This is a genomic window from Microvirga sesbaniae (assembly GCF_025460805.1).
Taxonomy (GTDB): Bacteria; Pseudomonadota; Alphaproteobacteria; order Rhizobiales; family Beijerinckiaceae; genus Microvirga; species Microvirga sesbaniae.
Map to the genome: position 1 here is coordinate 450,509 of NZ_JAMXFJ010000004.1, position 12,113 is coordinate 462,621.

Genomic DNA, 12,113 nt, shown 5'->3' on the forward strand with positions numbered 1-12,113 from the left:
CGGGGCGAAGGATCCGTCAGCGCCTGCGTGCGGCCTGGAAATGGTCGATGAAGGCCCTGAGGCCCGCCGAGGGCAGGCGCTGGCGCGGATAATAGAGGCAGATGCCCGCAAAAGGCGGCGTCCACTCGGCCAGGACGCGCACCAGACGCCCGGTCGCGAGGTCCTGTTCCGCCGAGCGCCGATTGACATAAGCGAGGCCGGCGCCGGCCCGGGCCGCCTGCAGGCCGAGGTCGTGGGTTCCCAAGGTCAGGCGGCCCGGGACGTCGAGGCGGATCTCCTCGCCCGAGCGCTCGAACTCCCACCGATAGATCGTCCCGCTCGGCAGGCGGGTGCGGATGCATTCGTGCTCGAACAGGTCGGCCGGATTCTGGGGCATGCCGTGGGACGACAGATAATCGGGCGCTCCCACCACGGCGAATTCCTCGTCGAGCCCCAGCGGCACGGAGACCATCTCCTGCGGCACGGCCTCCGCGATGCGCAGGCCCGCGTCGAAACCGCCGGCCACGATGTCCACCATCCGCCCCTCGCAAACCACGTCGACCCGCATGTCGGGATAGGACTGCATGAAATCGAGGAGGACCGGCAGGACCCGCATGGCCGCGCCCTCGGAGGTGTTCAGGCGCAGGAGGCCCGCCGGGGTCTGCCGGTAGCGGTTGACCGTTTCGACCGCATCCTCGAGCTCCCGCAGGGCCGGCTGGACCCGGGTCAGGAAAGCCTCGCCGGCCTCGGTCACCGAGACGCTGCGGGTCGTGCGGTTGAAGAGCCGCACTCCAAGGCGCTTTTCGAGGTTCGCCACAATATGGCTGAGGGAAGAGGGCGACAGGCCGAGATCGAGCGCCGCGGCCCGGAAGCTGCGATGAGCCGCCACGGCTGCCAGAGCCTTGAGGTCGCCGAGGCCAAGATCGGCCATTGTGTAAAATCCTTCATCATCTCGTGCAGAATTGAACGGATTATCACAACAATGGCGCGGATCCATAAGGGGGGCTTCAACACAGGAGCTTTTCCCATGACCCGTACCGTTCTGATGACCGGCGCTTCGACCGGATTCGGCGAGGCGACCGCCCGGCTCTTCGCCTCCCGCGGGTGGAACGTCATCGCCACCATGCGCCGTCCCGAGGCGGGAGCGGCCCTGGCCGCCCTCGACAATGTGCTCGTCACCCGGCTCGACGTTCAGGACCAAGCGAGCATCGACGCGGCGGTGGCGGCCGGGATCGCCCGCTTCGGCCGCCTGGACGTGCTCGTGAACAATGCGGGCTTCGGCTTGTTCGGGGTGTTCGAGGGAACGTCGCGCGACAAGATCCGGGAGCAGTTCGATGTCAACCTGTTCGGCCTCATGGACGTGACCCGGGCCGTCCTGCCGCATTTGCGCGCGAACCGCGCGGGCGTGATCGTCAACGTCAGCTCGGGCGCGGGCGTCTTCGCCCTGCCGATGATCTCGCTCTACTGCGCGTCGAAATTCGCCCTGGAGGGCTTTTCGGAATCCCTGTCCTATGAGCTCGCGAGCCTCGGCATCGCCGTGAAGATCGTCGAGCCCGGCGGTGTCACCAGCACCCGGTTCGGCAGGCGCAGCGGCGAAGAGGCTGCCAGATCCATGGTCCCGTCCGATTACGAGCCGTTCGTGAGGGGCGCTCAGGCGGTCTTCGCCGGGCTGCGCGCCGCCCGAGCCGATGCGACGAGCGAGGAGGTGGCCGAGGTGATCTGGACGGCGGCCACCGACGGCACCGACCGGCTGCGTTATGTCGCGACCGACGACATCAAGCCCCTGGTCGCCGCCCGCCGCGAGACGTCGGAGGACGCGTATCTCGCCTTCATGCGCGCTCAGGTCGGGCCGAGGATCGGGGAGGGGACATCCTCCGTCCCGGCAAGGGGCTGATTCACGGAGCCCTGCGGTCCAACTTCTCCCGACCGTGCCATTCGTCACCTCATGGCCGGCCGGTCATCACCCACGTCTCGCCGGCCATCCCGATCGGAAGAGCACAGCGGGTCTCTGGATCGGGATCACGGGGACAAGCCCGGTGATGACGGGGGAAAGGGCCTCAGCGGCGATGCCAGCCGGCCACACCGACCGGCGACGAGAACACCGCTTACCCCCGCTCGCTGTCCAGCATGGCCATCTGGGGCGCGGCGTAGCGGTCGCCCGCGGCGGCGCCCTTCGGCACGGCCTGCTCGATGGCCGCGAGATCCTCGCGCGTCAGCCGCACGTCGAGGGCTCCGAGCGCTTCCTGCAACCGATCCCGGCGTCGGGCGCCGACGAGCGGCACGATGTCATCGCCCTGGGCGGCCACCCAGGCGATGGCGATCTGCGCCACGCTGACGCCCTTGGCCTCCGCCACGCCCTTGAGCGCCTCCACCAGCGCCAGGTTCCGCTCCACGTTGCCGTCCTGGAAGCGCGGGCTATGGGCGCGGAAATCGCCGGCGCCCGCCTGACCCTTGCTCCAATGGCCGCTGATCAGCCCGCGGGAGAGCACCCCATAGGCCGTGAGGCCGATGCCGAGTGCGCGGCAGGCGGGCAGGATCGCGTCCTCGATGCCCCGGGAGATGAGGGAATACTCGATCTGCAGGTCGCAGATCGGATGCACGGCCGCCGCCCGGCGGATCGTGTCGGCGCCGACCTCGGACAGGCCGATATGGCGCACATAGCCGGCCTTCACCATGTCGGCGATGGCCCCGATGGTCTCCTCGATCGGCACGTTCGGATCGAGCCGTGCGGGGCGGTAGATGTCGATATGATCGACCCTCAGGCGCTGCAGCGTATAGGCGAGGAAGCTTTTGACCGCCTGCGGCCGGGCATCGTAGCCGAGCCAGGCGCCGGACGGCTCGCGCATGGCGCCGAACTTGACGCTGATCAGGGCCCGGTCCCGGTTGCGGCCCTGGAGGGCCTCGCCGATCAGCATCTCGTTGTGGCCCATGCCGTAGAAGTCGCCCGTGTCGAGCAGGGTGATGCCGGCGTCGAGCGCCGCATGGATCGTGGCGATGCTCTCGGCCCGATCCGCCGGTCCGTACATGCCGGACATCCCCATGCAGCCGAGGCCGAGGGCCGATACGGAGGGACCGGTTTTTCCTAGATGGCGCTGTTGCATTGTCTGATCTCCTGAAAATGGCGGCCGGCGGGTCTTGCCGGCATGAACGGATCATGCCTGCTTCCAGTTCGTGCTATAATCCGGCATAACCGGAACAGGCTGTTTGGATTTTCGAACAATGAGCGACGTGGATCTGGCGGATCTCGAAGCCTTCGCGGCGGTCGCGCGGGCGCGCAGCTTCCGCAGCGTGGCGCGGCTGCGCGGCGTCTCGGCCTCGTCCCTGAGCGAAGCCCTGCGCCGGCTGGAGGCGCGGCTCGGCGTGCGCCTGCTCAACCGGACCACCCGCAGCGTCACGCCGACCGAGGCCGGCCAGCGCCTCCTGGAACGCCTGGGACCCGCCTTGAGCGAGGTCGCGGCCGCCCTGGATGCAGTGAACGGCTTTCGCGATTCGCCCACCGGCACCTTGCGGCTCAACGTCCCCACGGCCGTGGCCCGTCTCGTGCTGCCGCGACTCATCGGGCCGTTTCTCGCCACCCATTCCGGCATTACCCTGGAGGTCGCCACCGACGACAGCTTCGTCGACGTGCTGGCGGCGGGATTCGACGCCGGGATCCGCTATGACGAGCGGCTGGAGAAGGACATGATCGCCGTGCCGATCGGTCCGCGCAGCCAGCGCTTCGCGGTGGCGGGGGCGCCGGCCTATTTCGCCGCCCACGGACGGCCCTCGCACCCGAGGGACATCCTGAACCACGCCTGCATCCGGCACCGCTTCGCCAGCGGCATCATGCATCCCTGGGAGTTCGAGCGCGACGGCGAGGTCGTGAAGATCACGCCCACCGCCCGGGTCATTGCCAACAGCATCGACCTGGAGATCGCCGCCGCCCTACAGGGCCTCGGGCTGATCGCCACCTTCGCGGGGTTTCTGGAGAACGAGTTCGCGAGCGGCGCCCTCGAGCCGGTGCTGGAGGATTGGCAGCAGCCCTTTTCCGGACCCTTCCTCTATTACCCGAGCCGCCGCCACATGCCCGCGCCCCTGCGCGCCTTCGTGGACTTCGTCAAGCGCCGGCCGGCATCCGAGATTGCAGCCGCGGCCATTTCCGGTTAAGCTTCTTGTCTCGATCCACCATGTCGAACCGGGGAGGGCTGCATGATTGAAGCGATGCATCAACGCACGTTCGGCCCCGGGCACGCCCTGCAGCAGCTTGTTGCAGGGCCGGCCATCGAGCGGATCTGACGGCTTTTCTCCGTCCTCATCTCACTCCGGTCAGCTCTGAACGGCTCACCCGCGTCCGTGGCTCTGCAAGGATCCGGCGCGTCTGACACGTTCCAGATTGTTCGCGTTTCGAGGGCCTTCGCCCCGGCGCGTCGCACCCGTGAGATCCTCCCATGGCCTCCCTGAGCCTTCGCAATGTCACCGTCGTCGCCCAAACCCCCCTGTTCCGGAACCTGAACCTCGTCATCGGCCAGGGCGACCGCATCGGCCTCGTGGCCGCCAACGGAGCCGGAAAATCGACCCTTCTGAAATGCCTCGCCGGCCTCACCGAGCCGACCGAGGGCGACATCATGCGCCCGCGCGGCCTGCGCGTCGCCCTTGTCGAGCAGGACGTTCCCGCCGGTCTCGCCGACCTGTCCCTGCACGACGTGCTGCTAAGGGCCCTGCCGGCGGGCGAGCGCGCGAGCCAGGACTGGCGCGTCGACATGGTGCTCGACGAATTCGACGCCCCGGCCGATCTGCGCACCCGGCCCATGCGGGCGCTGAGCGGCGGCTGGCAGCGGCTCGCGCTGATCGCCCGCGCGTGGATCGCCGAGCCCGACCTTCTCCTCCTCGACGAGCCCACGAACCATCTCGATCTCGAAAAGCTCTTCACCCTGGAAGCCTGGATCAACCTGGCGGGTTTCACCGCCCCCATCGTGGTGGCGAGCCACGACCGCGACTTCCTCGATGCCTGCACGACCAAGACCCTGTTCCTGCGGCCCGGGGAATCCGTCGCCTTCGCGCATCCCTACCGGCGCGCCCGCGCCCTGCTCGAGGAGCACGACGCGGCCGCCAAGACGCAGCGCGACAAGACCCTGCGCGAGGTCAAGCGCCTGCGCGAGAGCGCCCAGGAACTGCGCAACGTGGGCATCAACAGCGGCAGCGATGCCGCGCAGGTGAAATCAGCCCAGATCCGGCGCCGGGCCGACGCGCTGGAGCAGAGCGCACGCTCCCTGCACCGGGAGCGGCCGGGCGAGATCCGGCTCGGCAACCGGGGCACCCATGCGCGGGTGCTCGTGGCGGTGGAGAACGTCGACGTCCTGGCCCCGGACGGGCGGCGGCTGTTCACGATTCCGAAGCTCGCCGTGGCGCAGGGCGACCGTGTCGTGGTGCTCGGCCGCAACGGTGCCGGCAAGTCGCAGTTCGTCCGGCTGCTGAACGCGGCGATGACCCGGCCGGAGCGCCTTCCGGGAATCCGCACGAGCCCGAGCCTCGCGCTCGGCTACGTGGACCAGGACATGGGACAATTGCCCGACGGGAGCACGGCGCACGACTTCATCCTGTCGCGCTTCCGCCTCGGCGATCAGCGCAGCCGCGCCGTGCTGGCGGAGGCGGGCTTCTCCATCGACCGGCAGGGTCTTCCCATCGCCCGATTGTCACCGGGCCAGAAGGCGCGGCTCGGCCTCCTGGCGTTGCGCCTGTCCGCGCCCAACGTCTATCTCATGGACGAGCCCACCAACCACGTGGACATCCCGGGCCGCGAGCAGTTGGAGGCGGAGATCCTCGAGACGCAGGCCACCTGCATCGTGGTGTCCCACGACCGGAGCTTCGTGAAAACCGTCGGGACCCGCTTCCTCCTCATCGACCGGGGCAGAATCCGCGAGATCGAGGGTCCGGAGGGGTTCTATGAGAGCTTGGCCGGGTGAGGGTCCAATCCTCGACGTCATCACCGGCCTCGTGCCGGTGATCCCGATCCGGACAGCCCCGTGCCCCAGCGATCGGGGCGGCCGGGACAAGCGAGCCCATGACGGGAGGTTGACCGGGCTCACCCCACGATCTCGATGCGCGTGTGCGGCCCGATCCGCTCCATGAGGCGGCGGATCATGCGACGCTCGACGGCCACGCAGCCCTCCGTGGGCAGGAATCCCGGGCGGGCGAGGTGAAGGAAGATGGCGCTGCCGCGGCCCTTCACGACCGGGCCGCGGTTCCACGCGATGTCGAGCACCACGTCGTAGAGATGGTCGTCCCGCCACATCCTCTCGTGGCCGGTCGGGCAGGGCAGGGGGACGAGGCGGTTATAGCGCCGGTCCCGCACGTCGTCCGACCAGCCGTCGGCGGGGCGGATGCACCTCAGGGCCAAGCCCGTCCTGGGGCGCGGGCCGTGATCAGGGCGGTAGAAGCCCTGCAGGATCCGGAACCGCCCGACCGGCGAGGCGCCGTCGCCCTCGCGCTTGGCCCGGCGCGTTCCGGAGCGGCCCAGCGCACAGGGCACGACGAGGTTGCCGGCTTCGAGACGCCCACGACAGTGGTCGAGCGGGGAGCGGAACACGCGGATGACATTGACGCGAGACGGTTTCATGGGCAGTGGAAGGGACGGAAGGTCCCTCTTGTTGTCAAGCTGGGAATGACTACTCTTATGCATCGAGCATGATCCAAAGCTCAAGGCTCGCGCCGACGGGCGCATCGTCGAGAACCTGAACCCGGTTTGCCGAACGATGCTCTCGCGTCAGGCGGCGATTTTCGATCCGGATCATGAGCGGTGACAGGAGGCGAATGAACCGGCCCGGGCATGTCCGGGTTCTTCGCTGTTTGAAGACCGCTCTCGCGACTTTCGCAGTCCATCGTGTTGAAGGGTTTGAGATGTCGAATGCCAGCCGCCTCCTCGTCGTCGATGACGATCAGGACCTGCGCGACACCCTAGCCGAACAGCTCGGATTCTATGACGAGTTTCAGGTTGCGACCGCCGAGACCGCCACGGGCGCCATCGATGCGGTGAAAGGGGACCGGATCGATCTTGCCATCATGGATGTGGGCCTGCCGGACATGGACGGGCGCGACGCGGTCAAGGTCATGCGCCAGAACGGCTTCCGCAGCCCGATCATCATGCTCACCGCCCAGGGATCGGACAGCGACACCGTGATGGGCCTCGAGGCGGGGGCGAACGACTACGTGGTCAAGCCGTTCAAATTCGCCGTGCTGCTCGCCCGCATCCGGGCGCAGCTTCGGCAGTACGAGGCGAGCGAGGATGCGGTGTTCCAGATCGGGCCCTACATCTTCCGCCCAGGCTCGAAGCTGCTCACCACCGACAAGGGCTCCAAGCTCAAGCTGACGGAAAAGGAAACCGCGATCCTGCGCTACCTCTACCGGGCCGGCCAGTCCGTGGTCGGACGCGACACCCTGCTCACGGAGGTGTGGGGCTACAATTCCAACGTCACCACCCACACCCTGGAAACGCATATCTACCGCCTGCGCCAGAAGATCGAGTCGGACCCGTCCAATGCCAGCATCCTGGTCACCGAGCCCGGCGGCTACAAGCTGATTCCCTGACCGGACATGGCGCTCGACGACGACATCGCCACGCTCAGCCGGGCTCCGCTGTTCAACCTGCTGGAGCGCGACGCCCTGCGCCTCGTGGCCTTCGCGTCGGAGAGCCGGACCTACCGGGAAGGCGACGTGCTGTTCAAGAAGGGTGACCGCTCGGACGGCGGCTACGTGGTGAGCCGCGGCGCCATCGCGCTCGACGCCAAGGACGACGGCTCGCCCGAGGCCTTCCTGGCCGGTCCCGGCGCCCTGATCGGGCAGGCGGCCCTGTTCGCCCGCATCGAGCGCCGCGCCACCGCCACGGCCCGCGAGCCCTCGGCCGTCATCCGGGTCACCCCGAGCCTCATGCGCCGGGTGCTGGAGGAGTTCCCGGACGCGGCCGCGGCCATCCAGGACGCGATGGCGGACGAGCTCGCCCGCCTCACGGAGGGCCTGGAGCGCGTCCGCCAGCAGCTCATCGCCATCGACGGCGGGGAGATTCCCCCGAAGGCGCCGGACGAGACGTAAGGGAAGGCCCCTTACGCCGCCTTGACGTCGCTCAGGAAGACGTCGACCTCGCGGCTCAGGTTCTCCGCGTAGCGGGCGAGCTCCTGGGCGGCGCCCAGGACCTGGGTGGCCGCAGCCCCCGTCTCGCCGGCCCCGTGCTTCACGCTCTCGATCGAGTCCGTCACCTGGCCGGTGCCGCGGGCGGCCTCCTGGACGCTGCGGGAGATCTCCCCCGTGGTGGCGCCCTGTTCCTCCATGGCGGCCGCGATCCCGGTCGAGATGGCCGAGATCTGGTCGATGATGGTCTGGATGCCGTGGATCGCCCCCACGGCCTCCTGGGTGGCGCCCTGGATCTGGGCGATCTGCGAGCCGATCTCGTCCGTGGCCTTGGCCGTCTGGGTCGCGAGGTTCTTCACCTCCGAGGCCACGACCGCGAAGCCCTTGCCGGCCTCGCCCGCGCGGGCCGCCTCGATGGTGGCGTTGAGCGCCAGCAGGTTGGTCTGGGCGGCCAGGTTGTTGATCAGGGTGATCACGTCGCCGATGCGCTCGGCGCTGCTGGAGAGGGCCTGCACGATGCCGTTGGTGCGCTTGGCGCTCTCGACCGCCTCGAAGGAGATCTGGGACGATTGATGGACCTGCCGGGCGATCTCCCGGATCGAGATCGACATCTCCTCGGTGGCCGCCGCGACGGTCTGCACGCTGCTCGAGGTCTGCTCGGCGGCCGCCGCCACGCTGACGGATTGCCGGTTGGTGCGGTCGGCCGTGCTCGTCATGGTCTGGGCGGTCGCCTCCATTTCCGTGGCCGCGGTGGCGAGCCCCTGGGTCAGGGCCGAGACATTGGCCTCGAACCGGCGGGTCAGCTCGTCCAGCTTGAGGGCGCGCTGCATCTTCGCGCCGCTCTCGGCGGCCTGCTCGACGGGGAGCCGCTGCCGCTCGGCCGCGTTCTCGCGGAAGATCTCCACGGCGCGGGCCATCTCGCCGATCTCGTTCCGGGCCGCCAGGTAGGGCACCGTCAGGGCGGTCTCGCCATGGGCCAGGCTCTTCATGGCCTCCGCGAGCTTCGGGATCGGGCGGAAGAGCATCCGGCCGGACAGGATTGCGGCCAGGGTCAGCACCAGGACGGCCGCCAGGGAGACCATTCCCATCTGCCACATGAGCCGGTTCGCCGAGGCTTCAAGGGCCGTCACCTGGAATCCGCTGCCGAGCACGCCCAGCACCTGTCCGGACTGGCCGAAGACCGGCAGGTTCACCAGGAGATAGTCGGCTCCCAGGATGGAGGCCTTGCCCACATAGGTGCCGCCGGCCGACACGATCGGGAAGACGACGCCGTTGCGGTCCATGGCGGTTCCGACCGCGCGGGACCCGTCGGGATTGCGCATGTTGGTGGCCCGGCGGATGAAGTTGCCGCTGGCCTTGTCCTTCACGAACAGGGTGGCCGGGGCCTGCGTGGCCTCCGCGATGCGGTCGGCGAGCTCGTCGCTGTAGAACACCGCGTCGTCGTTCACCGTGATGCCCGTGACCGCCCCGGCGGCGTCCTTCTTCACGCTCAGGCTGTCGATGGAGCCGCGCAGGATGCCCACGAAGGTGCGCACGTTGGACTGGAGCTGGGCGAGCGCCTTGGTCTCCACGTCCTGGCGGGTCCGAAGGGCGACAACCGCGAACAGCGCGGCGGCGGTCAGCACGACGAACGCCACCATGGCGGACGTGGTGAGATGGGAAAGCTTCCGGTTGGCGAGGAACTGCACGGGTATTTACCTTAGGAAAATCGTGCACAAGCCTTCGCAAAAAGCGGTTAAAAAGGTGTCAAGGAGCCACGGGCAGGGCGGCTTTTTACAGCTCCAGCACGGCCGTCACGGGGGCGTGGTCCGAGGGACGCTCCCAGCCGCGGGTCTCGCGGGTGACGTCGATGGAGCGCAGGGTGCCGGCCATGCCCTTCGACAGCCAGACATGGTCGAGCCGGCGGCCCTTGTCGGCGGCCGCCCAGTCGGGCGAGCGGTAGCTCCACCAGGAATAGATCTTTTCGGGCTCGGGTCGCAGGACCCGCATGGCGTCGATCCACTCCGCCTCCTGGCGCAGCTCCTCCAGGGCCTCGGTCTCGACCGGGGTGTGGCTCACCACGTCGAGGAGCTGCTTGTGGCTCCAGACGTCGTGCTCGAGCGGCGCCACGTTAAGATCGCCCACGAGAATGGCCGGACCCGCGGTCGGCTTCGCGCGCCCGCCCCAGGAGCGCATCTCGGCCATGAAGTCGAGCTTGTGCCGGAATTTCTCGTTGAGCTCCGGATCCGGGATGTCGCCGCCGGCCGGCACGTAGAAGTTATGGATCGTCAGGCCGGCCGCCGCCTTGGCCTCCCGGCTCAGGGTGACGGTGATGTGGCGCGCGTCCTGGCGTCCGCACATCTCCATCACGCTCGTCTCGGAGAACGGATAGCGGGACAGGATCGCGACCCCGTTATAGCCCTTCTGGCCCATATGGACCACGAAGGGATAGCCGAAGGCCTGCAGGTCCTTCAGGGGAAGTTTGTCATTCGGGCATTTGGTCTCCTGCAGGCATAGAATGTCGGGGCGGCGCTCCTTCAGGAAGCGGCCCACCTGGTCGAGGCGCAGGCGAACGGAATTGATGTTCCAGGTCGAGACGGTCAGTTGCACGGGAGGAGGCCCTTCGGAAGATCCCCTTCGGCTACGATAGATTCGCCCCGGAGGGAAGCGCGGTGTCGCCGTTCCGGTGGCGGACCGGTCGCCAATCCCGACTCCTCTCGTCATCACCGGGCTTGTCCTGGTGATCTCGGTCGGAAGAGCGCCGCGCCCCAAACGATCGGGATGGCCGGGACAAGCCCGGCCATGACGTGGAAGCATGACGTGGAAGGGTGTCGTCTCCGAGGGTATCATCCCCGATGGCGCTCGCTACTTATTCCCGCCGACCAGGATGTCGTACTGGATCTTGAACAGATCCTGGTCGATCCGGCGGCCGCGCTCGCTCCTGCCGAGCATCACCACCGTCTGGAAGCCCTGCGCGTCGACGATGCGCCACTGGTTCAGGGTCTCCACCTGGCTGTCGAACACCAGGACGATCCGCGAGGTGCCGCCGAGCGTCGAGGAATCCTCAAGGCTGATGCGCACGCCGTCGCCGTCGTTGGCGATGCCCGTGATCCGAATGTCCTGGCCGAGGTTCACCTGCTCGCGCAGGAGGAATTTCAGCGGCGTCTGGGAGATGGAATAGAGGTCCTGCGTCGCGAGCTTGCGGTCTCGCACGGCGACCGATCGCCCGTCGGCGATCACCTCGAGGGTGGCCGGCGGATCGTACTCGAACCGCACCCGGCCGGGGCGCTGGAGATAGAGGGTGCCGCCCAGCCGGCGCCCGTCGCCGCCCACCTGGGTGAAATCGGCCACCAGGGTGGTCAGGTTCGTGAAATAGGCATTGGCCCGCGCCACCGCCTCGCCGTTCGGCAGCGGCTGGCGCAGGGCCACGGGCGTCTCCGCGGCGACGATGGGCCGGGAAGCGACCGCGACCGGCCGCGGTTCCGGCGTCTGGCGGGGCTCCGCCGTCGCGGGCCGGCTCGGCGGGAGCGGCGCGGTGACGGCCAGAACCTGTTCCGCATTGGCCGGCCTCGGAATGACCGGGCGGGACGGCTGGGTCTCGGCCACGACAGGGATCGCCCGGTGGAACGAGGCGGTCGGCAGGTGCGGGAGCGACGGGCCGAAGCCCTGGCTCGCCGGACGGACGGGCGGGAGGATCAGGTCGATCGGAAAGGTCTGGCCCATGGCCGGCCAGGCGCCCGCGGAGAGCGCCGTCACCAGGCCGGCAAGAAGGACGGGACGCATCCGAATCGGTCTCCTTCGGACCATCATCATGGACGCTGCCCGGCCATTGGGAATGGCCCAGGAACGACGCAGGGCCGCGGCCAAGGTTCCGAGACCGCCTTAATCCTCTCCCATGCCCGGAGTTTCAAGCAGAATCTCGCGTTTGCCGGCATGGTTTGCGGGGCCGACGATGCCCTCGTTTTCCATGCGCTCCATGAGCGAGGCGGCGCGGTTGTAGCCGATCTGGAGCCGGCGCTGGATGTAGCTCGTCGAGGCCTTCTTGTCGCGCAGCA

12 protein-coding genes are annotated in these 12,113 nt (G+C 68.5%); 5 read left to right on the top strand and 7 right to left on the bottom strand.

Annotated elements, in window-relative coordinates; translation table 11 throughout:
* Positions 1-16 precede the first annotated feature (16 nt).
* Positions 17-910: a LysR family transcriptional regulator gene (locus tag OCW50_RS09625; RefSeq protein WP_262271356.1), complete on the bottom strand. Its 894-nt coding sequence runs from the start codon at positions 908-910 to the stop codon at positions 17-19.
* 96 nt (positions 911-1,006) lie between these two features.
* On the opposite strand from OCW50_RS09625, the gene OCW50_RS09630 reads away from it, so the two are divergent.
* Positions 1,007-1,873 carry an SDR family oxidoreductase gene (locus tag OCW50_RS09630; RefSeq protein ID WP_262271357.1) on the top strand — a complete coding sequence of 289 codons (867 nt, stop codon included), beginning with the start codon at positions 1,007-1,009 and terminating at the stop codon, positions 1,871-1,873.
* Between the two features lie 211 nt (positions 1,874-2,084).
* On the opposite strand, the gene OCW50_RS09635 is transcribed toward OCW50_RS09630, so the two are convergent.
* A complete protein-coding gene (locus OCW50_RS09635; RefSeq protein WP_262297307.1) occupies positions 2,085-3,080 on the bottom strand; it encodes an aldo/keto reductase in 996 nt (331 codons plus the stop codon).
* Between the two features lie 118 nt (positions 3,081-3,198).
* On the opposite strand from OCW50_RS09635, the gene OCW50_RS09640 reads away from it, so the two are divergent.
* Both OCW50_RS09640 and OCW50_RS09645 read left to right on the top strand, forming a co-directional pair.
* On the top strand, positions 3,199-4,125 hold the full coding sequence (locus OCW50_RS09640) for a LysR family transcriptional regulator (protein ID WP_262271359.1): 927 nt from the start codon (positions 3,199-3,201) through the stop codon (positions 4,123-4,125).
* A 281-nt stretch (positions 4,126-4,406) separates the two neighbouring features.
* Positions 4,407-5,921 carry an ABC-F family ATP-binding cassette domain-containing protein gene (locus OCW50_RS09645; protein WP_262297308.1) on the top strand — a complete coding sequence of 505 codons (1,515 nt, stop codon included), beginning with the start codon at positions 4,407-4,409 and terminating at the stop codon, positions 5,919-5,921.
* Between the two features lie 119 nt (positions 5,922-6,040).
* Here the strand turns inward: OCW50_RS09645 and OCW50_RS09650 are convergent, their stop codons facing one another.
* The gene (locus OCW50_RS09650) at positions 6,041-6,574 is read right to left on the bottom strand and encodes a L,D-transpeptidase family protein (RefSeq protein ID WP_262271360.1); all 534 of its coding nucleotides are present in this window, start codon (positions 6,572-6,574) and stop codon (positions 6,041-6,043) included.
* Positions 6,575-6,855: 281 nt separating this feature from the next.
* On the opposite strand from OCW50_RS09650, the gene OCW50_RS09655 reads away from it, so the two are divergent.
* Positions 6,856-7,542 carry a response regulator transcription factor gene (locus OCW50_RS09655; protein ID WP_262297309.1) on the top strand — a complete coding sequence of 229 codons (687 nt, stop codon included), beginning with the start codon at positions 6,856-6,858 and terminating at the stop codon, positions 7,540-7,542.
* A gap of 6 nt (positions 7,543-7,548) precedes the next feature.
* The gene (locus OCW50_RS09660; protein ID WP_262297310.1) at positions 7,549-8,043 is read left to right on the top strand and encodes a cyclic nucleotide-binding domain-containing protein; all 495 of its coding nucleotides are present in this window, start codon (positions 7,549-7,551) and stop codon (positions 8,041-8,043) included.
* Between the two features lie 11 nt (positions 8,044-8,054).
* Here the strand turns inward: OCW50_RS09660 and OCW50_RS09665 are convergent, their stop codons facing one another.
* The 4 genes from OCW50_RS09665 to OCW50_RS09680 all read right to left on the bottom strand — a co-directional run.
* On the bottom strand, positions 8,055-9,767 hold the full coding sequence (locus OCW50_RS09665; protein ID WP_262297311.1) for a methyl-accepting chemotaxis protein: 1,713 nt from the start codon (positions 9,765-9,767) through the stop codon (positions 8,055-8,057).
* An 85-nt stretch (positions 9,768-9,852) separates the two neighbouring features.
* Positions 9,853-10,668 carry an exodeoxyribonuclease III gene (locus OCW50_RS09670; RefSeq protein ID WP_262271364.1) on the bottom strand — a complete coding sequence of 272 codons (816 nt, stop codon included), beginning with the start codon at positions 10,666-10,668 and terminating at the stop codon, positions 9,853-9,855.
* Between the two features lie 255 nt (positions 10,669-10,923).
* Complete coding sequence (locus tag OCW50_RS09675) at positions 10,924-11,841, bottom strand: outer-membrane lipoprotein carrier protein LolA (protein ID WP_262297312.1); 918 nt, start codon at positions 11,839-11,841, stop codon at positions 10,924-10,926.
* A 99-nt stretch (positions 11,842-11,940) separates the two neighbouring features.
* Positions 11,941-12,113: DNA translocase FtsK (locus tag OCW50_RS09680; RefSeq protein WP_262297336.1), on the bottom strand; the 173-nt coding region annotated here is incomplete at its 5' end.

Excerpts from the sequence above, each read along its gene's own strand:
- OCW50_RS09625 (WP_262271356.1), bottom strand. The coding sequence starts at position 910 with ATGGCCGATCTTGGCCTCGGCGACCTCAAGGCTCTGGCAGCCGTGGCG.
- OCW50_RS09660 (WP_262297310.1), top strand. The coding sequence starts at position 7,549 with ATGGCGCTCGACGACGACATCGCCACGCTCAGCCGGGCTCCGCTGTTC.
- OCW50_RS09645 (WP_262297308.1), top strand. The coding sequence starts at position 4,407 with ATGGCCTCCCTGAGCCTTCGCAATGTCACCGTCGTCGCCCAAACCCCC.
- OCW50_RS09675 (WP_262297312.1), bottom strand. The coding sequence starts at position 11,841 with ATGCGTCCCGTCCTTCTTGCCGGCCTGGTGACGGCGCTCTCCGCGGGC.
- OCW50_RS09640 (WP_262271359.1), top strand. The coding sequence starts at position 3,199 with ATGAGCGACGTGGATCTGGCGGATCTCGAAGCCTTCGCGGCGGTCGCG.
- OCW50_RS09650 (WP_262271360.1), bottom strand. The coding sequence starts at position 6,574 with ATGAAACCGTCTCGCGTCAATGTCATCCGCGTGTTCCGCTCCCCGCTC.
- OCW50_RS09655 (WP_262297309.1), top strand. The coding sequence starts at position 6,856 with ATGTCGAATGCCAGCCGCCTCCTCGTCGTCGATGACGATCAGGACCTG.
- OCW50_RS09630 (WP_262271357.1), top strand. The coding sequence starts at position 1,007 with ATGACCCGTACCGTTCTGATGACCGGCGCTTCGACCGGATTCGGCGAG.
- OCW50_RS09635 (WP_262297307.1), bottom strand. The coding sequence starts at position 3,080 with ATGCAACAGCGCCATCTAGGAAAAACCGGTCCCTCCGTATCGGCCCTC.